Here is a 19,951-nt window from a genome sequence, read left to right on the forward strand (position 1 = left end):
ATGTCCGCCGATCACGGTGTGGGACCGCTGGCCCAGGAGCCCACATGAGCCACATCATCGATCAACTCGAAGCCAGCCTGCTTCGCCACGACCTGCCCCGCATCCAGCCCGGCGACACCGTCAAGGTGCACGTGAAGGTGAAGGAAGGCGAGAAGGAGCGCATCCAGCTCTTCCAGGGCATCGTCATCGGCATCAAGGGCGGCGGCATGCGCACCTCCTTCACCGTCCGCAAGGTTGCGAGCGGCGTGGGCGTGGAGCGCATCTTCCCCCTCAACAGCCCCACCATCGACAAGCTCGAAGTGGTCCGCCACGGCAAGGTTCGCCGCGCCAAGCTCTACTTCCTGCGCGAAAAGCTGGGCAAGGCCGGTCGCCTCAAGGAGCGCCGCTCCGAGCGCGCCGAATAGGTTCTTCCACCCCGCAGATGGCGCCCGCGAGGGCGCCATCTGCGTTTTAGAGCGCACCTGATCCCAATTCACTAAACCCAATTAGATCTTTATTTCTAAAGCACTTTTCTGTTTAAGACCCTCGGCCGATCTCCCCCTTCTGTGGAAAAATGGCTCAGGGCGCTCCGGCACATCCATCTGGAGTGTCCTCCCCGGGAGGAAGCATGAAGACTTCATTCTTTGCCACGCTGACGCTGCTGACGGCCACCGCATCCCTGCAGGCCGAGGCACCTCGCTATGGTGTGCAAGGCCTGGCGAACATCCCCCTGGGCGACCTCAAGACCTACGTGGACAGCAAGCCCGGGCCCGGCTTCGGCATCCATGGCACCTTCGACATGGGTGAGGGGCACATGCTCCGCCCGCGGCTCGATTACAGCGTCTTCCCCGAGGCCTCCTTCACCACTGTGAAGCAGAATGCCTCCAGCTTCAGCCTCGGCGGCGACTACCTCTACTTCATTGCGGAAAAGCCCGAGGGCCTCTACGTCACCCTGGGGCTTTCGGCCGTGCGCTGGTCCTTCGAGCACAAGGATGCCGCCATCGACACCACCACCCACACCACCAAGGTGGGCCTGGCCGCTGGTGTGGGCTACCAATGGAATGCCACCCTGGGCACCGAGGTTCGCTGGCTGCGCTCCAATGTGGCCAGCAACTTCAAGGCAGATGCCCTTCAGGGCGGAGTCACTGTTCGCTTCTGAGGAAGTCCATGCCACGAGGCCCCGCGCTGCGGGGCCTCGTTCTGTACACAGGGTGGATCAAGGTTTCGCGGGCTGGGACCATTCAGCGACGCGCACCGCATCCACCGCAGCTCGGTTCTGGGGGTCCGCCAGCCAGGCGGCGGCAAGACGGAAGGCCAGACGCTGACCTGCTTCAATGTCAGAAGGGTAGTGGACACCGCCGATCACCCGATCCACACCCACCTGCCGCCCCGCCACCAGCAGGGCCTCGCGCCGCTCTGGTGCCAATTCCCCAAGGATGATGCCGAAGATCACCCCGCGGGTGGCATGGCCGCTGGGGTAGGAGGGGCTGGTCTCACGCTCGATGGCGGGCTGCACGCGACCATCTGTGAGGTAGGGACGGGGCCGCTGGAAATGCTTCTTCAGGCTATCGGTGACAGCCTTGGTGTCCTTGCCCACCTTGTCGATCAGGGCCGCAGTCTTCGGAAACTGAGTGGGGTTCAGGGATCGGCCCGATGCAGTGGCGTAGGCTTCCAGGGTCAGCTTCACTTCCGAGGCGGCGCGCTGAATGTCAGCAGGTGTGCGGGTGCGCTGATGCCAAAGAAGGATCGCGAGGTCGGCCTTGCCCTCATCGGACTCCACGGCGGGAAAAGGGCCCAGGAAACTGACCCACTCCGGCGATGCCGCTGGCTGCGCGATGGCGGGTGGCGTCTGAGCGAAACCCGTCAGGCCCGACGGAAGGAGGAGCAAACCACTGATCAGCATGCGTCGCATGGGGACTCCGAAGGAATCCGCCCAGTGTGCCCGAGCCTCGCTCCCAACACCATGGAACGCCCGTAAACACCTTGCACCATGCGTGGCAGTTCGCCACAACCACGCGCAGCCCGATCCCCTGATCTTCCGCGCCACAGCGCGTTTCGCGCTTCGGCACAACCCATGCGTAGCGAGGCCAACGCTCGACTCCCCGAGCCCATCCACACAGGAGCTGCCATGCCCCTCCACCGCGGTCTGTACCTGGTCCCCCTGGCTCTGGCGGGCCTTTCCCTCGTCGCCGGAGAGGATTCCGAAAAGGCCCCGAAGCACAAACGCTGTGATGCCTTCGGGCTCAGCATCCAGGTGGACCAACCCCTGCGCGACCTGCAGGACAGCCTCGACCACCGAACCGGCTATGGCCTGGGCCTGCAGTGGACCCATGATCACGGCGACTACCACGCCAGCCGCACCCGCTTCGAGTGGAACACCTTCCCCGAGGGGCATCCTGTGGGCCCCAGCGGCGCCACCACGTATGCCAAGAACCTCACGCTCAGCTTCGACCACCTGTTCCGCCTGAACGAAGGCCCCACGGGAATGTACCTGGTGGGCGGCCTGGGCGGTGTGCGCTGGAGCCTCGACCAGCACACACCCGCCGCTTCCTCGAGCCTCACCACGACCAAACTGGCTGTGACGGCGGGCGTGGGCCTGCAGGTCAATCGCCAGTTCACCGTGGAAGGCCGCTATGTCTTCAGCGGCATCCAAACGACCTTCGACTCGAACACCGCGCAGATCAGCGCGGCCTGGCGTTTCTAGAGGCCATATTCCTTCCAGCGCCGTGCGACCTTCGCCTGGATGTCTTCCGGGAACACGAGGTCGCGCGGCCACTCGCGCGCGTAGCCGTCCCAGGGGCGGTTCTTGCGCGTGGCATCGATGCCCACCTTGCTGCCGAAGGCGAAGCGGTCGGCAGCATGATCCAGCACGTCCAGCGGCCCTTCCGTGAAGAGCATGTCTCGCTTGGGATCCACGTTGCTGGTGAGGCGGAAGAGCACCTCGTTCAGGTCGTGCGGATCAATGTCCTCGTCCACCACCACGATGCCCTTGGTGAACATGATCTGGCCCGTGCCCCAGATGGCGTTCATCACCTTCTGTGCGTGACCCGGGTATTCCTTCTTCATCGAGAGGATCACCAGGTTGTGGAAGGCGCCGGCGGCGGGCAGGTGCATGTCCCGAATCTCGGGCAGCACCATGCGCAGCAGCGGCAGGAAGATGCGCTCGGTGGCCAGACCCAGGTAGGCGTCCTCCTGGGGCGGGCGGCCCACGATGGTGGCCGGGAACACCGGGTTCTTCCGCATGGTGATGGCTTCCACATGCAGCACGGGATAGTCATCCGCCAAGGAGTAGTAACCCGTGTGGTCGCCGAAGGGGCCCTCGCGGCGCAGCTCGCCGGGATTGACGTAGCCCTCGATGACGATCTCGCTGTCGGCCGGAACCTCCAGATCGTTGGTGACGCACTGGACCATCTCGATGCCTTCGCCGCGCAGGAAGCCCGCGAACATCACCTCGCTGAGGAAGGGCGGCAGGGGCGCCGTGGCGGCGTAGGTGAGCGCCGGGTCGCCGCCGAAGCTCACGGCCACGGGCATGCGCTCGCCCTGGTCGTAGCCGTGGCGGTTGCGGGCACCATCGTGGTGCAGCTGTGTATGGAAACCGAGCGTACGGTCATCGAAGACCTGCAGCCGGTAGAGGCCCACGTTGCGATGGCCCGTCTGCTTGTTGCGGGTGTGGCTCATCCCGAGGGTGATGAAGGGGCCGCCGTCCTCGGGCCAGGTGGTGAGCACCGGCAGGTCCTTGAGCTTCACCTGGTCGCCCTTCAGGACGATTTCCTGGCAGATACCCTTGCGTACCGTCTTGGGCATCCAGTTGCTGACCTCGGCCAGCACGGGGAGCTTGGCCAGCTTCTCGAAGAAGCCCGTGCCGGGCTTGGGCATGGCCTCCTGCACGAGCTTCTCGATGCGGTCGGCGATGGCATCCAGGCCACGGGGTTCCTTGTCCACACCCAGGGCCATCTCCATGCGCTTGAGGCTGCCGAACACGTTCATGGCCACGGGCATGGTTTTGCCCGTTGGTTTCTCGAACACCAAGCCCTTCCCACCGCCAGGCTGCTTGGACACGCGGTCGGCAATGACGCCCATCTCGAGGTTGGGATCCACCTCAGCGGTCACGCGGTGGATCTCGCCTGCGGCTTCAAGCTGTTTCAGGAAGGTCTGGAAATCACGGCTCATGCGCCATGATCCCATCCCCGTCGGTACGACGGAAGCCACCGTTGGTGCAAAAGCCTGGACCATCCGGCTCCGCCGGATCAATCCTGGAGCCATGCTTCGCCAGAGCTTCGTCCGCAGCTCGCCCCTCCGCTGGGCCCTGACCGCCGCCTCCCTGGGTGCCTCCGTGGGCCTGGTCATGGCCTTCGCCGCGGGGGGTCGTCATTGGGACCTGCCCCGCTCGGTGCTCATCGGCGTCATCTTCAGCATGGTGATGTGGGCGGGCTTCGATCTGCTGCACACGCCCTTCGAGCGGCTGCCCAAGCAATGGCCCGCTTCCCGGGTGGGCGGATTCGCGGTGCTCTGGATGCTGGCGCTGTACTTCCTGCTCCTCGGCCTCGCCGTCCTCCTGGTCCGCTGGACCACCGGCATCAACCTGCTCGCCTCGCGGCTCACCATGGTGTTCACGGCCCTGACCGGCCTGGCCGCCTCGGCTGTCATCGCCACCAAGGAGACGGTCGAGCACCATGTCCAGGCGCAGCGGGACCTGGCCCAGGCCGAAGCCCGTGCCAGCTTCCTCGGCCTGCAGGCCCAGCTTCAACCCCACACGCTCTTCAACGCGCTCAATACCATCGCGGCCCTCATCCCCGAAGACCCCAAGCGGGCCGAGGAGGCCACCGGGCGCCTGTCCTCCCTGCTGCGCCGGATCCTGGGCGCCCTGGAACACCCGACCTGGAGCCTGCGCGAGGAGTTCGAACTGCTGGAACACCTCCTGCGCCTTGAGGAGCTGCGCTTCGGCGAACGCCTGAGCTATCGGCTGCTGCTGGCCCCAGCCATGGCCGAGGTTCCCATTCAACCCCTGCTGCTCCTGCCCCTGGTGGAGAACGCCCTGAGGCACGGATTCCGACCCAAGGTAGGACCCTGCCACCTGAGCCTTGAGGCTGCCGATGGCCGGATCCGCATCCAGGATGACGGTGTGGGCCGGGCGCTGGAGGCGCCGGAAGGCGTGGGCCTGCGCACCGTGCGCGAGCGCCTGCAGGCAGGCGGAGGCTCCCTCCACTGGCCCAAGGTGGAGGAGGGCTGCACTGTGGAAGTGAGGCTCTGATGGCCCTGCGCTACACGATCATCGAGGATGAACCTCCCGCCCGCTCACGGCTCAAGCGGCTGGTGGCGGAATTGGATCCCGGTGCCGTCTGTCTCGGCGAAGCGGGCGACGGCGTGGCGGGCCTCGACCTTCTGCGCAACGTCCGGCCTGACCTGCTCTTCCTCGACATCGAGTTCCCCCCCGAGGGCGCCTTCGGTCTGTTGCGAAGGGCCCGGGAACTGGGCCTGGATCTGCCCCCCATCGCCTTCGTCACTGCCTTCGACCAGCACGCGCTGGAAGCCTTCCGCTGGGCGGCCTGCGACTACCTGCTGAAGCCCCTGGAGCGGGAGCGGCTGGCCGACACGCTGGCCCGTGCCCAGCCCAAAGCCGAGCAGCCCGATCTCGGGGTGCTCCTCCAGGCCCTGGAGGCCACGCGGCGCAAGGAAACGCCTGAGCGCTTCACGGTGCTCGTCAAGGGCCGCATCCTGGTGCTGGCCTGGTCCCAGGTAAGCCATCTGCGCACGGAGAATCGCCTGCTCTTCGTCCATACACCGGATGGCCGCTTCGTGCTGGACCGCAGCCTGGATGAACTGGAAGGGCAGCTGGCGCCAAGGTTTTTCCGAACCCACCGCTCGGCCATGGTGGCGGTGGAGGCCATCCGTGAGCTGATTCCCGATCCGGGTGGAACTGGGGAGCTACGGCTTCAGGATGGCTCCCGCGTGCCCGTGAGCCGCGACCGCATGCCCGACCTGCGGGCCCGGCTCGGCGGCGCCTGAACCCGATCCGTCCGGGTTTTCCCCCCGTTGGTATGCTCCTCGCCACCCGGGAGCGCTGCTGGTCCGAGGCTGGGTCCAGGCGCCGATGCGCCCTCTGGAGCCCCCATGCGCCACCTGCTCGCCGTCCTTCCCGCCGTCCTCTGCTTCGCCCAGGACGCCAGCCTGCCCGCCCAGTTGGCTCGCCTCCAGCGCCTGCCCACCGACCAGGTGCGCACCCTGCAGGCCAAGCTGGCCCTGGATCCGGCCCCCGCGGAGAAGAAGGCCTACCACGAGCTGCACCTGGCCTACGTGCTGGCCAGCCGCACCCGTCAGGAGGATCCCAAGGGCGCCAAGGCCCTCGTCGATGGCAGCCTGAAAGCTTTTGAGGGCAGTCAGGATCCCGAAACCATGGCCCTGGTCGGCGCCTTCCTCGGCCTGAAGATCGGCTTCTCGCCCATGTCCGGCATCACCCTCAGCCCCAAGGCCATGGGCCTCTTCGACAAGGCCCTGGCCAAGCAGCCCAACAGCCCCCGCATCGCGCTCCTGCGCGCCATCCACCTGCTGCACACGCCCGCCTTCGTGGGCGGTGGCGTGAAGGTGGCATTGCCTCTGATGGAAGCGGCCGTCGCGCTGGCGGAGAAAGAAGTCGCACCCACCGATCCCTGGACGCCGACTTGGGGCCGCATCGAAAGCCTGGGTTGGCTGGCCTATGCCCAGGTGGAAGCCGATCAGCTGGAGGCTGCCCGGAAGACCGCGGACCGAGCGCTGGCCCTGGATCCCGGCAATGGCTTCGTCACGCGCATGGTGCTGCCCAAGCTTCAGCCGAAGGCCCAGTAATGCTGGCCGCCCTTTTGCAAGCCGCCCTTGAATTGACTGGCGTGGTGCTGGGCCCTGGCGGCAAACCGCTGGCGGGGGCCCAGGTGTTGGTGGGTGATCGGAAAGCCGAATCCGACGCCAAGGGCCGCTTCAGCCTGGTGTTGCCCGGCCCAGGCCCAGCGGAAGTTCGCGTGAGTGCGCCGGGCATGGACACCCAGACCCGCACGGGGCAGCCGGGAGAGCCGCTGCTGGTGCTGCTCACGCCCACACCCCAGGGCGCCCTGGTGGAAGTGGTGGAAGGCAGCGGCTACAGCAGCCAGGAAGGGGCGACGTCCACCCTCTCGCGCATGGAGATCTACACCACGCCCGGCGCCGCGGCCGATGTGATGCAGGCGGCCAAGGGGCTGCCGGGTGTCAGCAACGCCAGCGAAGGCGCCGAACTCTTCGTTCGCGGCGGCAAGCCCGAGGAAGTGGGCATCTGGCTCAACGGCGGCCACCTCACGCGGCCCTTCCACCATCCCAACACGCAGGGCGGCATCTTTTCCGCCGTGGACACGGCCCTGGTCACCCGCGTGGATTTCGTGCCTGGCGCCTTTTCCGTTCGCTACGGAGATGCCCTGTCGGCGGTGCTGGACATCTCCACGGACCAGCCCACGGCGGTCTCTACCAACACCCTGCTGCTCACGATTCCCACCCAGGGCTATGCCCTTGAACGGCCCATGGGGGCAGGCCTCCTTCGCGCCTCGGTGCGCCGCTCGGATACGGTGCTGCTGGACAAGTGGTACGGCCTGGCGCCCTCCTTCGAGGAGTCGCCCCTCTCCCACGATGCGCAGCTCAACTGGCAGCATCCCCTGGGCAGCGGGCGGCTGGTGGCCACGGGCCTCTTCTCCAAGGATCATCTGGCCACGGATGTCACCATCGCCAACCTGAAGGACAGCTACCGCAATCAGAGCGACACCGGCTTTGGCGCCCTTCAGTGGACGGGCACGCTGGGCGATCGCGCGGGGCTGTCGCTCTCGGCCTCGGGCAGCCAGACCCACATCGCCTGGACCTTCAACCATTGGGGCATCGATCAGCGGGAGCGCAGCCGCTCGGCCCGGGCCGAGCTCACCATGCCCTTCGGCGACCAGCTCACCCTGGAAGGCGGCGCGGATCTGGATCGCACCCACGTGGATCCCCAAGGGGAGGTGCCCTACGATCTGGCCAACTGGAACCCGGCCGCCACCGCCCGCACCTTCGCCTACGGCTTCGATGCCACCCGGGAGGGGGCCTACCTCACGGCGCGCCTGCGGCTGACGCCGAAGTGGGGCCTGTCCCTGGGCGGGCGCCAGGATCACTACGGCCTGGAACAGGAAACCACCCGCGACCTGCGCGGCACCTTGTCCTACCTCATCGATGAGGGCATCACCTTCCGCCTGGCCGGCGGCACCTTCCACCAGGCCCCCCTCAGCACCCAGGTCGATCCCCACGCGGGCAACCCGGACCTGAAGATCATGCGCGCCACCCATGCCCTGGCCTCACTGGATGCGGCCTGGAAGGGCACGGCCGCCTGGAACCTGAGGCTGGAGGTCTATCGCAAGGACTATGACCGGCTGGTGGTGGAAGACCCGGCCCTGCGCTACGTCTCCACGGGCCGGGGCTATGCCCAGGGTGTCGACCTGCTGCTGAAGGCAGCCCTGCCGGGCTGGCGGGGCTGGGTGGGCTACGGCTACCTGGACACAGAGCGGAAGGAGGACAAGCAGCCCCTCTTGGGCCCAGCCCCCACCAGCGTGCCCCACAACCTCACGGCGGTCTCGAGCCACACCCTGGCTCCCGGGTGGGAACTGGCGGGCACCTTCCGCTACGCCAGCGGTTCCCCGATCACCCCCGTCCTGGGCGCCACCGCCAACCCGGGGGGCGGGTGGGATCCCCTCGAAGGCGCCCGCTACTCGGACCGCCTGCCTGTCTATCACCGGCTGGACGCCCGCCTGACCCACCTGTTCAACCGCTGGGGAATCAACTGCGTGGTCTTTGGCGAGGTCATGAACCTGCTGAACCGCCACAACGCGGCGTCCTATGCCTACTCGGCCGACTTCAGCCAGCGCCGGGTCAACGAAAGCTACTTCAGTCGCCGCCTGCTCATCGCCGGGGCCAGCCTGAGCTGGTAATCGGGTTCCTTCCAGGAATTTCCCTTGAGACGACAGGGATTTTCCCGCATACTGATCGACCTTGCCCTGGCCATGGGCTCCCAAGCGCGTCCGATGGAATGCCGCCCATGTGCCCCAACCAAAGAGGTTTTCATGTACGCAATCATCAAGACCGGCGGAAAGCAGTACCGCGTCTCGGAAGGCGATGTCATCCGCGTGGAGACGCTGGAGCAGAACCCCAAGCAGGCCGTGACCTTCGATCAGGTGCTCCTCATCGACAACAACGGCGACCTGAAGGTGGGCAAGCCCGTCGTGGCCGGCGCCAAGGTCGAGGCCGAAGTCATCACCCATGACCGCGCCAAGAAGGTGATCATCTTCAAGAAGAAGCGCACCACCACCTACCAGCGCACCCAGGGCCATCGCCAGAACTACACCGAGGTCCGCATCAAGGCCATCAAGGCCTAGCTTTTCGCCGAAAGCGAAAAGCTAGTTGCGAACGTCGTTCTTCTGACCCATTCGAAATCCAAGCTGAAGAGGTAATTCCATGGCTCACAAAAAAGGTGTAGGTTCCAGCCGCAACGGTCGCGATTCCCATTCCCAGCGCCTCGGCGTGAAGGAGTTCGGCGGTGAGCAGGTCACCGGCGGCTCCATCCTCGTCCGCCAGCGCGGCACCAAGTTCAAGGCCGGCATCAATGTCGGCATGGGCAAGGATCACACCCTGTTCGCCCTCATCGACGGCAAGGTGCGCTTCCAGGACAAGGGCCAGAGCGGCCGCTTCATCCACATCGATCCCATCGAGGGATAGGGCGCCACAGCCTCCTAACCACGGAGACACTGAGCGCACGGAGAAAAGAACACGGAGGAAGCACTGGAGAGAGCCTCCGTGTTTTTCTCCGTGTTTTCCTCAGTGATCTCCGTGCCTCCGTGGTGCATCTTTTCCAGAACGGACCCCCATGTTCCTTGACCAAGTCCAGCTCCGCGTCACTGCCGGTCACGGCGGTTCGGGCGCCATGAGCTTCCGCCGCGAGAAGTTCGCCCCCGAGGGCGGGCCCGATGGCGGCGACGGCGGCAAGGGCGGTTCCATCAGCCTGCGGGCCAACAAGGCCCTGAACACCCTCAACCCCTTCCGCCAGAAGCGCGAGTTCACCGCCGAACGCGGGCGCCAGGGCGAGGGCTGCATGCGCCACGGCAGTGACGGCGCCGACATCCTCCTCGAAGTGCCACTCGGTACCGTCGTGAAGGATGCGGAAACCGGCGAGGTGCTGGCTGAGCTGCTGGCCCCCGGAGAGGAAGTCTGCGTGGCCCGCGGTGGTCGCGGCGGGCTGGGCAACACCAATTTCAAGAGCTCCACCAACCGCACGCCGCGCCACCACCAGCCCGGCGAGGAGGGCGAGGCCCGCGTCCTCGACCTGGAGCTGAAACTCATCGCCGACGTGGGCCTGGTGGGTTTCCCCAATGCAGGCAAGAGCACCTTGGTGAGCCGCCTCAGCGCCGCCCGGCCCAAGATCGCCAACTACCCCTTCACCACCCTGGAGCCCCAGCTCGGCGTGGTCAGCCTCGACCGTTTCGGCGGCGACCTGCTGGACAGCTGGGTCATTGCCGACATCCCCGGCCTCATCGAAGGCGCCGCCTCCGGCGCGGGCCTGGGCATCCAGTTCCTCCGCCATGTGGAGCGCACCCGCATGCTGCTGCAGCTGGTGGATCTCTCTGATCCCGTGGAAGAGCCCGCCGATGCCATCCGCATCATCGAGGGCGAGGTGCAGGCCTTCAGCCCCGTCTTGGCCGCCAAGCCCCGCTGGCTGGTGGGCACCAAGCTGGACGCGCTGCAGGATGACTCCAGACGACTGGCCTTCGAGGCCCTTTGCGCGGAGCGTGGGCAGACGCCCATCTTCATCTCCGGCGTCACCGGCGAGGGACTTCGGGAACTGGCTTTCGCCGTGAATGATGCCCTCAAGGTGGAGGCCGGCCTCAAGGCCGCCGCTCCCAAGGGCGAGGGCTGGTAGTGCGCATCGGCCTTCTCGGTGGCGCCTTCAACCCCCCGCACGAGGGTCATCTCCGACTTGCCCATCTGGCCCTGGAGCACCTGGCCCTGGACGAACTCCGCTTCGTGCCCACGGCCCTGAGCCCGCACAAGCCCGATCCCGGCGGACCTGGTCCCGAGGCGCGCCTGCGCCTGCTGGCGGAGGCCCTGCTCGGCCTGGATCCGCGCTGCCGAGTGGAACCGTTGGAAATCCAGCGCGGTGGCACCAGTTACACCGTGGACACACTGGAGACCTTGGTGGAACGGGAGCCTGGCCAATCCTGGATCCTCGTCATGGGCAGCGACCAACTGCCCGGCCTGCCCGCCTGGCGGCGCCCTGAGCGGATCTTCCAGCTGGCGTCTGCTGCGGTGGCGCTGCGCCCCGGCGCGCCCTTCGATGTCCCCATGGTTCCAGGCCTGCAGGCCCGGCCGACCTGGAGCGGCAGCCCAGGAGAACTGGTGGCCCTCCCGGCCACGGAGCTGGATCTGGCCTCCACCGACCTGCGGTCCCGCCTCCAGGCGCTTCCAGAGGAGGCCCCGGCTGGGTTGCCCCCTCAAGTTCTCCGTACCATTCGCACCGAAAACCTGTATCGTTAGCCTGCTCTGGAGCCCGCATGACCCTTGATTCCCGGCTCGCGACCGTCGTCGACGCCGCCCGGTCCAAGAAAGCCTTCCGCATCCGACTCGTGGACGTGACCGGCATTGCCAGCTTCACCGACACGCTGGCCTTCATGAGCGGTGGCAGCGACCGCCAGAACCGCGCCATCGCCGAGGCGGTGGAAGATGGTTTGAAGCTGGTCGGCGAGCGCCCCATCTCCCGTGAAGGTGAGATGAACGGCAACTGGGTTCTGCTGGATTACGGCAACCTGGTCATTCACGTGATGGACGAAGAAACCCGCCGCCACTACAACCTCGAAGGGTTGTGGAGCGCCGGCCGCGAACTGGAACTGCCCGAAGAGACCCATCCGGCCCTCGACGCCCGCCCGTAGGAGAAGACCTCCATGTCCGCCACCTTGATCAATCCCTATGAAGCGATGCAGGCCCGCCTCCGCGTGGCGGCCCAGCTTTATGGCCTGGACGACGCGCTGTTCAAGGTCTTCATGGCCACCAACCGCTCCATGATCGTGAGCCTGCCGGTACTCATGGACAACGGCCAGTGGGAGGTCTTCACCGGCTACCGCGTGCAGCACAGCACCGCGCGCGGCCCCGCGAAAGGCGGCATCCGCTACGACCTGAACGTCAGCCTGGATGAGATCAAGGCCCTGGCGGCCTGGATGACCTGGAAAACAGCGGTGGTGGACGTGCCCTTCGGTGGCGGCAAGGGCGGCATCGTCTGCGATCCCAACCGCCTGAGCCTGGGCGAGAAGGAACGCCTCACTCGCCGCTATGTCGCCGAGATCATGGACATCATCGGCCCCGACCGGGATGTGCCCGCGCCCGACATGGGCACGGATGCGCAGACCATGGCCTGGGTGCTCGATACCTACTCCATGCATGTGCGCCGCACCGAGAACGCCGTGGTCACGGGCAAACCTCTGGGCCTGGGCGGTAGCTTGGGCCGGACGGAGGCCACGGGCCGTGGCGTGCTCATCACGGCCCGGGAAGCCATGCAGCGCCTGGGCAAGCCGCTTGCCGGTGCCACCGTGGCCATCCAGGGTTTCGGTAACGTGGGTGGCCAGGCTGCACGCCTGCTGCACGAAGCGGGCGCCCGCGTGGTGGCCGTCAGCGATCTCAAGGGCGCCATCAAGAATGACCGCGGCCTCGATATCCATGCGCTGATGAAGCACGCCGCAGAGGCCAAGACCGTCACCGGCTTCAAGGGCTCCGAGCCGATGGAGCCCGCCAGCCTCCTGACGCATGCCGTCGACATCCTGGTGCCCGCCGCCACCGAAAACCAGATCACCGAACACAATGCCGCCCAGGTGCGGGCCAAGATCATCGTGGAGGGCGCCAACGGCCCCACCACGCCCGAAGCCGATCCCATCCTCCTGGAGCATGGCGTCCTCGTGGTGCCCGACATCCTCGCCAACGCCGGCGGCGTCACCGTCAGCTACTTCGAGTGGGTGCAGAACCGGCAGGGCTTCTACTGGCGTGAGCGCGAGATCAACGAGCGGCTGGTGGATTACATGACCCACGCTTTCCAAGCCACCTTCGCCACCACCGACAAGTACAAAACCAACCCTCGCATCGGCGCCTACATCCTGGCCCTGGACCGCGTGGCCCAGGCCATGCGGTACCGCGGCTTCTACGCCTGAGGCCGATCCCTCTTACCCAACCGCAGCGGTCCCTCCATGGCGTCCATCCCCCGCCGGCTTGTTCCGGCACTCATCCTTGCGGGCGCCTTGTCAGCCCAGACGCCCATCGGAATGCTCATCTCCGAGCAGTCCCGCAGTGCCTTCACCACCGAAGGCGCCGGGGCTCGGGCCATGGGTTTGGGGGGAGCCTTCATCGCCGTGGCCGATGACGCCACTGCCGTGTCCTTCAACCCCGCCGGACTGGCGCAGCTGCTCGCTCCGGAAGTGAGCCTGGTGGGCCGGGGGCTCCAGCGCCGGGTCGGCTATGAGGACTTTGAGACCACCGGACGTCGCCGAGTGCTGGCCGTGAGCGACGCCCTCGCCAGCAGCACCCGCTTTGACCCTCTCTTCGCCTCGGCCACGGCGCCCGTGCGCCTCGGAGGCCGCAATCTGGTCCTGCAGCTGTCCATCCAGCGGGTCTTCGCCCTCGGCGAGCATGACAGCCGCATCCTCCACGAAGACCCGGTGACCCCAGGCAGCGGCGTGGCCAGCCAGTTGCAGCAGAACATCAGCCAGTCCGGCCAGATTGACCGTTACTCCCTGGCCGCAGCCTACGAGGTGTCCCAGCGCCTTCTCATCGGAGCTGGCTACAACCACTGGCGGGGAAGTTGGGAAATCAGCTCCTTCAGCCGCCGGACCGCCTCGTCCCGCAGCACCGCGGTGAGCTTCCATCAGTCCAACACGCTGGAAGGCGACAACTTCAACCTGGGGCTTATCTGGCGCTGGCCCACCTGGAGCCTGGGCCTGGTGCGCCACACGGGCTTCCATGCCGACTACAGCTTTGCCACCGAGGTGGCTTCCGATCTCACCGCCCTGGGCCTTACCAGCCCCTGGGTTCAGACCGGCCTGCACTGGCCTGCGGGCACCGGCTTGGGTTGGGCTTACCGCCCCAAGGAACAGTGGCTCATCACGGCAGACGCCATGCAAACGCTGTGGTCCACGGCCCGCTACATGTCCCCTTCGCCGACCCTCAACGGGCGCAGTTTCTTCGATTTCGAGCGCGGCACCCGCACCCCCAACACCACCACGGCCCACCTGGGCGTGGAATACCTTTGGCTGACCCGAAACGATTCGATCATTCCCCTGCGTGCGGGCCTTAGCCGGGAGCCCCAGCCCCTGGTGGACGGCCTCACCGGCGAACAGCGGGTGATCTACCGTGCGGCCCTGGGCAGTGGCTTCAAGCGGGGCAACACAGGCGTGGACATCGCCTACCGCTATGGCTGGGCCAAGCGCCGGGCCTCCCAATTCCTGGAAGTGGACCAGCTTCTGTCCAAGACTCCGCCCACCTCCGTGGGCATCGAGCGCATCCAGGAGCACCGGGTGGATGTGTCCTTCATCTACAAGTTCGACCGCCAGCCCGTGGACCGCGCCCTGCGCTACCTCTTCGTCGGCGACTGACCGTGCGGCGTACCGCCCTCCTTCTGGCCGCGCCCCTTCTGGCCCAGCAGCAGCCCACCTTCCACGCGGCCTGGCAGGATGGCCTTGATGCCGAACGCAGCGGACACTGGGCCGAGGCCCTGGCCGCCTATCGGCGTGCCCGGGAGCTCCGGCCGACGGCGGCGGCCCGGGTTGTCATCTATGGCAACAACCTGCTGCTGGGCTATTACCCCCGCACCCGTATCGCCCGCTGCCTGTTGGAACTCGGCGATCCCGCCGGCGCCGAGGCAGAGCTGCGTTTGGCCCAAGCCGAGCCCTTCGCGGAGCGCGAGGCCGTGGCCCGGCGCATCCGCGATCAGCGCCTGCGCACGGCTCCCGCCCAGCCATCCCCGCAGGCCTCCTCCCCCGAACGGGAGACGACACCTCCCTCGCCTCATGTCGGATCCACGACCCCGCCACCCAGCACCACCCCGAAGGATGCCCTCCCGGAGCCACCGAAGGAACCCACACGCCAACCTGCGCCGGAACGCCCTCTTCAGCCCTCCGAGGGTTCAGCCGAGCCGCCCCGTATCACTCCGCCTCCAGCCCCCACGCAGCTTCCAGACGCTGTGGCTCCGCCTCCACCGGTTCCAGACGCTGTGGCTCCGCCTCCACCGGTCTATCAGGCCCCACCGTCCGAGACTCCCCGACCCCTGCCTTGGCTTCCTGCAGGGCTGGGGGCCGCCGCTGTCCTGGCCCTTGCCTGGGTCTGGGCTCGACGCTCGGCGCGCAAGGTGCGTCTGCGCCAATCCGGCCCCAGGACCCCGGCTTATGCACCCGGCGGGCTGCCCGCCGCTGTGGGCCCATACCGCATCGAGCGCCTGCTGGGCCGGGGCGGGTTCGCCGACACCTTTCTGGCCCATCACGAACGCAGTGGGCAGGAAGTCGCCCTGAAGGTGCCCCATCTGCACCGCTCTGATGATCCAGAATTCCGGGCCCGATTCCACCAGGAGGCCGAGCTGGGCGCCCTCCTGAATCATCCTCACCTGGTGCGCATTCTCGATCCCGGCCAGGAGAACGCACGCCCCTACCTGGCCATGGAATACCTGCGCGGCCAGGGCCTCGACGAGCGACTGGGCCGGGAGGGCGCGCTGCCACTGGCGGAGTGTGTCGCCATCGCTCAAGCCGTGGCCGAAGCCATGACCCACGCCCACACCCATGGCGTGGTGCACCGCGACCTCAAGCCCGGCAATATCATGCTGACGGAGCAGGGGCCCAAGGTCATGGACCTTGGCATTGCCCGCGTGATGGACGCAGCCACGGTCACTTCCACCTACGCTTTCCTCGGAACGCCACTCTACGCAGCGCCAGAGGCCCAGCTGAAAACCCACGTGGGTCCCGCCGCGGATCGGTACAGCCTGGGCGTCATTCTCTTCCACATGCTCACCGGCGAGCCCCCTTTCGTGGGGGAGACGCCCTTCGAGATCCTCCACCGCCATCGCACCGAGCCACCCCCGCGCCCATCCCTGCATCGCCCCGGGGTTCCACCGCTACTCGATCGGCTGGTGCTGCGCCTCCTCGACAAGGAACCCGATCAGCGGCCTGAGGACAGCGAGGTCCTCCGCGTTCTTGCAGAAGTGGCCGAAGGGCTTAGCGCGACATCCTCTGAAGCGCCGCTGGGTTGACCACCATCAGAGGGGCCCGCTGGCGCATCGAGGGCCGCAGGGCCGTGGCCGCCGAAGGCATCACCGTACCCGCCGAATGCAAGTCGGGATTGGCTTCCCACCAGCCGGGCTCCACCAGCGCCAGAACAGGCTGGTCCGCAGCCAGCGCCGCAGCCAGGGACTGAACCTCGTCCAGGGGCGGCAGATGGTGGCGCAGGCGCAGGCTGGCGAAACCCATCTGGGTTTCCGACAAGCGGCCCGCCACCACCCGGACGCCTGCCTTCTCCATCCGCTGGGCCACCGCGTAGGGGTCCGCCAAGGGGCGCCAGATTTCCTTGTCCCATTGGGGTACCGCAAAAATCAGGAAAATGATGAGGAACCCCGCCCACTGGGTCATGCCCAGATCCAGGGCGCCCGGAAAGTCGCGGCGCCACAGCAGACGCAGCGAAATCACGCTGAGCGCCAGCGAGGCCATTGACATGGCCAGGGCCGCCGACCAGTGCAGGTTCGCCCGGTCCATCACCACCCAGGGGAAGCCGACACCGAGGATGCCCACGAAGAAGAAGGTGAGCGCCAGCACGGCCATGAGGGTGCGGTCCACCCGGCGCTTGGCCCGGGGCACGCGCCCATCCAGCCAGAGCGCCGCGTGCAGATAGGTGATGGGGAAGATGGGCAGGATGTAGACCATGCGCTTCTCCGCGGAAAAGGAGAGCAGCAGGAGAATCAGGCCAAAGGAAAGTGGCAGGAAATAGGTACGGGGGGAGAGGTGGTGGCGCCGATGCCGGGGGAACGCCGACCAGAGCGCCGCACCCCAGATGGCCAGCCAGGGCAGGAGGTTGCCGGGAACCCGCTGCACGTAGAACAGGAAGGGCTCCACATGCTCGCCCAACCGCCCGGTGCGGGGCACCAGGTTGGGATCCGCCAGGAAGCGGCCCACGGTGTTGCGCAGGAAGACTTCCACCAGGAATTCCCGTCCTCCCCGCAGTGCCAATGGAACCACCCACCCCAGCGCCAGACCCACCGCCGCGGCCATGCCCCAGTTGGGCCGCAGGAAGGCGCGCAGCAGAATGGGATTCCGCTCCACCAGCAGGGTGATCACCAGGGGGAGGGCCACCAGCACCGGCCCCACGGGCCCTTTGACGAGGAAGGCGAAACCCAGACTGGCCCAGAACCAGGGCACCCAGCGGGCTCGGTAGGCCGGTTCCACCAGGGAGAGGAAGGCCAGGCCCAGGCTGAAACTCACGGCGGCCGTGAGGGCCATGTCCACGATGGCCATGTGGCCCACCTGGAAGAACAGCACGCCCGTGGCCACCATGAAGCCCGCCCAGCCACCGGCGCGGGCAGAACTGAGGCGCCAGCCCAGGAAGCTGATCCAGGCCACGGTCGCCAGGCTCAGCAGGGCCGAGGGCAAGCGCAGGGCCCAGGGCTCGAAGCTGCCCGTGGCCCGGCACACCAGCGCGCCCAGGGCGTAGAAAAGAGGCGGCTTTTCAAGGAAGGGCTGGCCGTTCAGGGTGGGCACGATCCAATCGCCACTGCTGGCCATCTCACGGATGATGCCTGCCACATAGGGCTCGTGGTAATCCCACAGCTCGTGGTTGTGGAGGCCCAGCCCGAAGAGCAGCAGGGCCGCCAGGAAGGTCCAGAGCAAGGTTCGCCAGCCCAGGATGCGCCGACCGCTCACCTTGAGGGTCTCCGTCATGTGGGCCTGGAAAGGTATTTTCAGCATGGAGATCCAGTCTATCCCGGAGCGCGCGACCGCTTGGGAGCTACCATGGACCCTCCCCCGGACATCCTGCCCCAGGAGTGGCCCAAGGAGTCGCTTTGGCCCGCACGCGTTTTCAGGATCCCTCCTCCACCGTTCCCCTCCGCGCCCTGCCGGCGGCGGCGTTGCGGGCGGTGTGGGCGGAGGGCTACAGCGGACGGCAGTTCAAGCGGGATCTGTCCGCCGGTTTCCTGGTGGGCATCGTGGCCCTGCCCCTGGCGATGGCCCTGGCCATCGCCGTGGGTGTGCCACCCCAGCAAGGGCTCTATACGGCCATCATCGCGGGCTTCCTCACAGCGCTGCTGGGCGGCTCGCGCGTTCAGGTGGCCGGGCCCACCGCAGCCTTCATCGTGGTGCTGGCGCCGCTCTACGTGAAGTTCGGCATGTCAGGGCTGCTCATGTCGGGCCTGCTGGCGGGGCTGATGCTCATCGGCATGGGCCTGCTCCGCATGGGCAAGCTCATCGAATACATCCCCTTTCCGGTGACCACGGGCTTCACCTCAGGCATCGCCACGGTCATCGCCCTCCTGCAAATCAAAGACCTCTTCGGCCTGAAGCTGGAGCACACCCCCGACCACTTCATGGAACGGCTGGCGGCCATGGGCCGTGCCGCCCACACCGCCTCGCCCTGGGAACTGCTCATTGGCCTGACCACCCTGGCCATCCTGCTGGCCCCCCGCCTGCCGAAGCGCCGCCTGGCCCGGCTGCCCAAATGGCTCCGCAAGATCCCCCCGCCACTCCTGGCCTTGCCTCTGATGGCTTTGCTGGCCTGGGCCCTGGGGCGTTGGGTTCCAGGGTTTACCGTGGATACCATCGGCACCCGTTTTCACACCGTGGTGAACGGAAAGGTGGTGGCGGGCATTCCGCAGGTGCTGCCCTCCTTCCAGTGGCCCTGGCGGGTGCCCGGGCTGGATGGCCAGTGGATGGGCCTGAGCCTCGGCACCGTCCGCATGCTGCTGCCCAGCGCCTTCGCCGTAGCCATGCTGGGCGCCATCGAATCGCTGCTCTCGGCCGTGGTGGCCGATGGCATGGCCCGCACCCGGCATGATCCCGATGCCGAGCTGCTGGCCATGGGCGTGGGCAATGTGGTGGCCCCCTTCTTCGGCGGCATCGCCGCCACGGGGGCCATCGCCCGCACCGCCACCAATTTCCGCTTCGGTGGCCGCACGCCCTTTGCGGCCATGACCCACGCCCTGACCATCCTGCTGGCCATCCTGATCCTGGCGCCGCTCATCCGTTTCCTGCCCATGGCCAGCCTGGCGGCCCTGCTGCTGCTGGTGGCGTGGAACATGTCCGAGGCCGAGCATTTCTTCCACACGGTGCGGGTGGCCCCCAAAAGTGATGTGGCGGTACTGCTCACCTGCTTTCTCCTCACGGTGGTCTTCGACATGGTCATCGCCGTTACTGTGGGCATCGTGCTGGCCTCACTGCTATTCATGCGGCGCATGGCGCATGTCTCCGAAGGCCACGTGACCCACCCCGATCACCGGGCCCTGCCGGGGCCCCTCCCAGAAGGTGTGGTCATCTACGATCTGTCGGGGCCCCTGTTCTTCGGCGCCGCGGAGCGCGCGCTGAATGCCATGCGGGCCATCGGCGCGGAGGTGCGCGTCATCATCTTCCGCATGGAACAGGTGCCCAGCGCGGACGTAAGTGGTCTGGTCGCCATGGAGGGCGTCCTCCGCGAAATGGAGCGGCAGCGCATCAAGGCCATCTTCGTGGGCCTGCACGGCCAGGCTCGCGAGGTCTTTGAGCGCGGTGGCCTCCAGAACAAAGAGGGCGAAGTGGCCTTCTGCGCCACCATGGTGGATGCCTTCAAGGTGATGAACGCCCGGCTGCACACCTATCGACGCCGGAATCTGGGGCCCATCCGCTTCCAGGTGCTCCACCGGGAGAAGACACGGGCTGCAGCCCCGCCCCCTTCGGACTCCTAAGGTTGAGGCCGGTTCGTG

General features: G+C 67.0%; 19 protein-coding genes. 16 read left to right on the top strand and 3 right to left on the bottom strand.

The features are described 5' to 3' along the window. The first annotated feature begins 44 nt into the window (after positions 1–44). A complete protein-coding gene (rplS, locus tag Q9293_RS16980) occupies positions 45–404 on the top strand; it encodes a 50S ribosomal protein L19 (protein WP_306248582.1) in 360 nt (119 codons plus the stop codon). A gap of 203 nt (positions 405–607) precedes the next feature. Next, positions 608–1,138 carry an outer membrane beta-barrel protein gene (locus tag Q9293_RS16985; protein ID WP_306248584.1) on the top strand — a complete coding sequence of 177 codons (531 nt, stop codon included), beginning with the start codon at positions 608–610 and terminating at the stop codon, positions 1,136–1,138. Between the two features lie 57 nt (positions 1,139–1,195). Here the strand turns inward: Q9293_RS16985 and Q9293_RS16990 are convergent, their stop codons facing one another. Then, positions 1,196–1,891: a phosphatase PAP2 family protein gene (locus tag Q9293_RS16990; protein WP_306248586.1), complete on the bottom strand. Its 696-nt coding sequence runs from the start codon at positions 1,889–1,891 to the stop codon at positions 1,196–1,198. A 216-nt stretch (positions 1,892–2,107) separates the two neighbouring features. On the opposite strand from Q9293_RS16990, the gene Q9293_RS16995 reads away from it, so the two are divergent. Continuing rightward, a complete protein-coding gene (locus Q9293_RS16995) occupies positions 2,108–2,683 on the top strand; it encodes an outer membrane beta-barrel protein (protein WP_306248588.1) in 576 nt (191 codons plus the stop codon). Here the strand turns inward: Q9293_RS16995 and Q9293_RS17000 are convergent. After that, positions 2,680–4,149, bottom strand: coding sequence for a menaquinone biosynthesis decarboxylase (locus tag Q9293_RS17000; protein WP_306248590.1), 1,470 nt, complete (start codon positions 4,147–4,149; stop codon positions 2,680–2,682). The genes Q9293_RS16995 and Q9293_RS17000 overlap by 4 nt on opposite strands. On the opposite strand from Q9293_RS17000, the gene Q9293_RS17005 reads away from it, so the two are divergent. The 12 genes from Q9293_RS17005 (at position 4,148) to Q9293_RS17060 (ending at position 16,261) form a co-directional block, all read left to right on the top strand. Further along, complete coding sequence (locus Q9293_RS17005; protein ID WP_306248592.1) at positions 4,148–5,230, top strand: sensor histidine kinase; 1,083 nt, start codon at positions 4,148–4,150, stop codon at positions 5,228–5,230. The two genes, Q9293_RS17000 and Q9293_RS17005, sit on opposite strands and share 2 nt — an antisense overlap. Then, the gene (locus tag Q9293_RS17010) at positions 5,230–5,985 is read left to right on the top strand and encodes a LytTR family DNA-binding domain-containing protein (RefSeq protein WP_306248594.1); all 756 of its coding nucleotides are present in this window, start codon (positions 5,230–5,232) and stop codon (positions 5,983–5,985) included. Before Q9293_RS17005 ends, Q9293_RS17010 begins: the two co-directional genes overlap by 1 nt. 105 nt (positions 5,986–6,090) lie before the next feature. Beyond that, positions 6,091–6,801 (top strand): hypothetical protein, encoded by a 711-nt coding sequence (locus tag Q9293_RS17015; RefSeq protein WP_306248596.1) that lies wholly within the window; start codon positions 6,091–6,093, stop codon positions 6,799–6,801. Further along, positions 6,801–8,927 (top strand): TonB-dependent receptor, encoded by a 2,127-nt coding sequence (locus Q9293_RS17020; protein WP_306248598.1) that lies wholly within the window; start codon positions 6,801–6,803, stop codon positions 8,925–8,927. The genes Q9293_RS17015 and Q9293_RS17020 overlap by 1 nt, the downstream gene beginning before the upstream one ends. A gap of 132 nt (positions 8,928–9,059) precedes the next feature. Continuing rightward, entirely contained in the window at positions 9,060–9,371 is a 312-nt protein-coding gene (gene rplU / locus Q9293_RS17025) for a 50S ribosomal protein L21 (protein ID WP_306248600.1), read from the top strand. 79 nt (positions 9,372–9,450) lie between these two features. Further along, positions 9,451–9,711: a 50S ribosomal protein L27 gene (gene rpmA / locus Q9293_RS17030; RefSeq protein ID WP_285576631.1), complete on the top strand. Its 261-nt coding sequence runs from the start codon at positions 9,451–9,453 to the stop codon at positions 9,709–9,711. A gap of 148 nt (positions 9,712–9,859) precedes the next feature. After that, positions 9,860–10,909, top strand: a complete 1,050-nt coding sequence (gene obgE, locus Q9293_RS17035) for a GTPase ObgE (protein ID WP_306248603.1) — start codon at positions 9,860–9,862, stop codon at positions 10,907–10,909. Beyond that, on the top strand, positions 10,909–11,523 hold the full coding sequence (nadD, locus tag Q9293_RS17040; RefSeq protein ID WP_306248604.1) for a nicotinate (nicotinamide) nucleotide adenylyltransferase: 615 nt from the start codon (positions 10,909–10,911) through the stop codon (positions 11,521–11,523). The genes obgE and nadD overlap by 1 nt, the downstream gene beginning before the upstream one ends. A 17-nt stretch (positions 11,524–11,540) precedes the next feature. After that, positions 11,541–11,915 carry a ribosome silencing factor gene (gene rsfS / locus Q9293_RS17045; RefSeq protein ID WP_306248607.1) on the top strand — a complete coding sequence of 125 codons (375 nt, stop codon included), beginning with the start codon at positions 11,541–11,543 and terminating at the stop codon, positions 11,913–11,915. A 12-nt stretch (positions 11,916–11,927) separates the two neighbouring features. Further along, positions 11,928–13,181, top strand: a complete 1,254-nt coding sequence (locus Q9293_RS17050; RefSeq protein ID WP_306248609.1) for a Glu/Leu/Phe/Val dehydrogenase — start codon at positions 11,928–11,930, stop codon at positions 13,179–13,181. A gap of 36 nt (positions 13,182–13,217) precedes the next feature. Beyond that, positions 13,218–14,618 (top strand): OmpP1/FadL family transporter, encoded by a 1,401-nt coding sequence (locus Q9293_RS17055; RefSeq protein ID WP_306248611.1) that lies wholly within the window; start codon positions 13,218–13,220, stop codon positions 14,616–14,618. Between the two features lie 2 nt (positions 14,619–14,620). After that, entirely contained in the window at positions 14,621–16,261 is a 1,641-nt protein-coding gene (locus Q9293_RS17060) for a serine/threonine-protein kinase (protein ID WP_306248613.1), read from the top strand. Here the strand turns inward: Q9293_RS17060 and Q9293_RS17065 are convergent. Next, complete coding sequence (locus Q9293_RS17065; RefSeq protein ID WP_306248615.1) at positions 16,227–17,966, bottom strand: glycosyltransferase family 39 protein; 1,740 nt, start codon at positions 17,964–17,966, stop codon at positions 16,227–16,229. The two genes, Q9293_RS17060 and Q9293_RS17065, sit on opposite strands and share 35 nt — an antisense overlap. Positions 17,967–18,061: 95 nt before the next feature. Here Q9293_RS17065 and dauA point away from each other — a divergent pair, with 95 nt between their 5' ends. Continuing rightward, on the top strand, positions 18,062–19,933 hold the full coding sequence (dauA, locus tag Q9293_RS17070; protein WP_306248618.1) for a C4-dicarboxylic acid transporter DauA: 1,872 nt from the start codon (positions 18,062–18,064) through the stop codon (positions 19,931–19,933). Positions 19,934–19,951: the final 18 nt, after the last annotated feature.

This window comes from Geothrix sp. PMB-07, from assembly GCF_030758935.1.
Classification (GTDB): domain Bacteria; phylum Acidobacteriota; class Holophagae; order Holophagales; family Holophagaceae; genus Geothrix.

What these genes read in the sequence shown, in the direction of transcription:
- rplS (WP_306248582.1), top strand. Translation starts at nt 45, where the DNA reads ATGAGCCACATCATCGATCAACTCGAAGCCAGCCTGCTTCGCCACGAC.
- Q9293_RS17015 (WP_306248596.1), top strand. Translation starts at nt 6,091, where the DNA reads ATGCGCCACCTGCTCGCCGTCCTTCCCGCCGTCCTCTGCTTCGCCCAG.
- rsfS (WP_306248607.1), top strand. Translation starts at nt 11,541, where the DNA reads ATGACCCTTGATTCCCGGCTCGCGACCGTCGTCGACGCCGCCCGGTCC.
- obgE (WP_306248603.1), top strand. Translation starts at nt 9,860, where the DNA reads ATGTTCCTTGACCAAGTCCAGCTCCGCGTCACTGCCGGTCACGGCGGT.
- Q9293_RS17050 (WP_306248609.1), top strand. Translation starts at nt 11,928, where the DNA reads ATGTCCGCCACCTTGATCAATCCCTATGAAGCGATGCAGGCCCGCCTC.
- Q9293_RS17065 (WP_306248615.1), bottom strand. Translation starts at nt 17,966, where the DNA reads ATGCTGAAAATACCTTTCCAGGCCCACATGACGGAGACCCTCAAGGTG.
- Q9293_RS16985 (WP_306248584.1), top strand. Translation starts at nt 608, where the DNA reads ATGAAGACTTCATTCTTTGCCACGCTGACGCTGCTGACGGCCACCGCA.
- Q9293_RS17020 (WP_306248598.1), top strand. Translation starts at nt 6,801, where the DNA reads ATGCTGGCCGCCCTTTTGCAAGCCGCCCTTGAATTGACTGGCGTGGTG.
- Q9293_RS16990 (WP_306248586.1), bottom strand. Translation starts at nt 1,891, where the DNA reads ATGCGACGCATGCTGATCAGTGGTTTGCTCCTCCTTCCGTCGGGCCTG.
- Q9293_RS17010 (WP_306248594.1), top strand. Translation starts at nt 5,230, where the DNA reads ATGGCCCTGCGCTACACGATCATCGAGGATGAACCTCCCGCCCGCTCA.
- Q9293_RS17000 (WP_306248590.1), bottom strand. Translation starts at nt 4,149, where the DNA reads ATGAGCCGTGATTTCCAGACCTTCCTGAAACAGCTTGAAGCCGCAGGC.
- rplU (WP_306248600.1), top strand. Translation starts at nt 9,060, where the DNA reads ATGTACGCAATCATCAAGACCGGCGGAAAGCAGTACCGCGTCTCGGAA.
- rpmA (WP_285576631.1), top strand. Translation starts at nt 9,451, where the DNA reads ATGGCTCACAAAAAAGGTGTAGGTTCCAGCCGCAACGGTCGCGATTCC.
- Q9293_RS16995 (WP_306248588.1), top strand. Translation starts at nt 2,108, where the DNA reads ATGCCCCTCCACCGCGGTCTGTACCTGGTCCCCCTGGCTCTGGCGGGC.
- Q9293_RS17005 (WP_306248592.1), top strand. Translation starts at nt 4,148, where the DNA reads ATGCGCCATGATCCCATCCCCGTCGGTACGACGGAAGCCACCGTTGGT.
- Q9293_RS17055 (WP_306248611.1), top strand. Translation starts at nt 13,218, where the DNA reads ATGGCGTCCATCCCCCGCCGGCTTGTTCCGGCACTCATCCTTGCGGGC.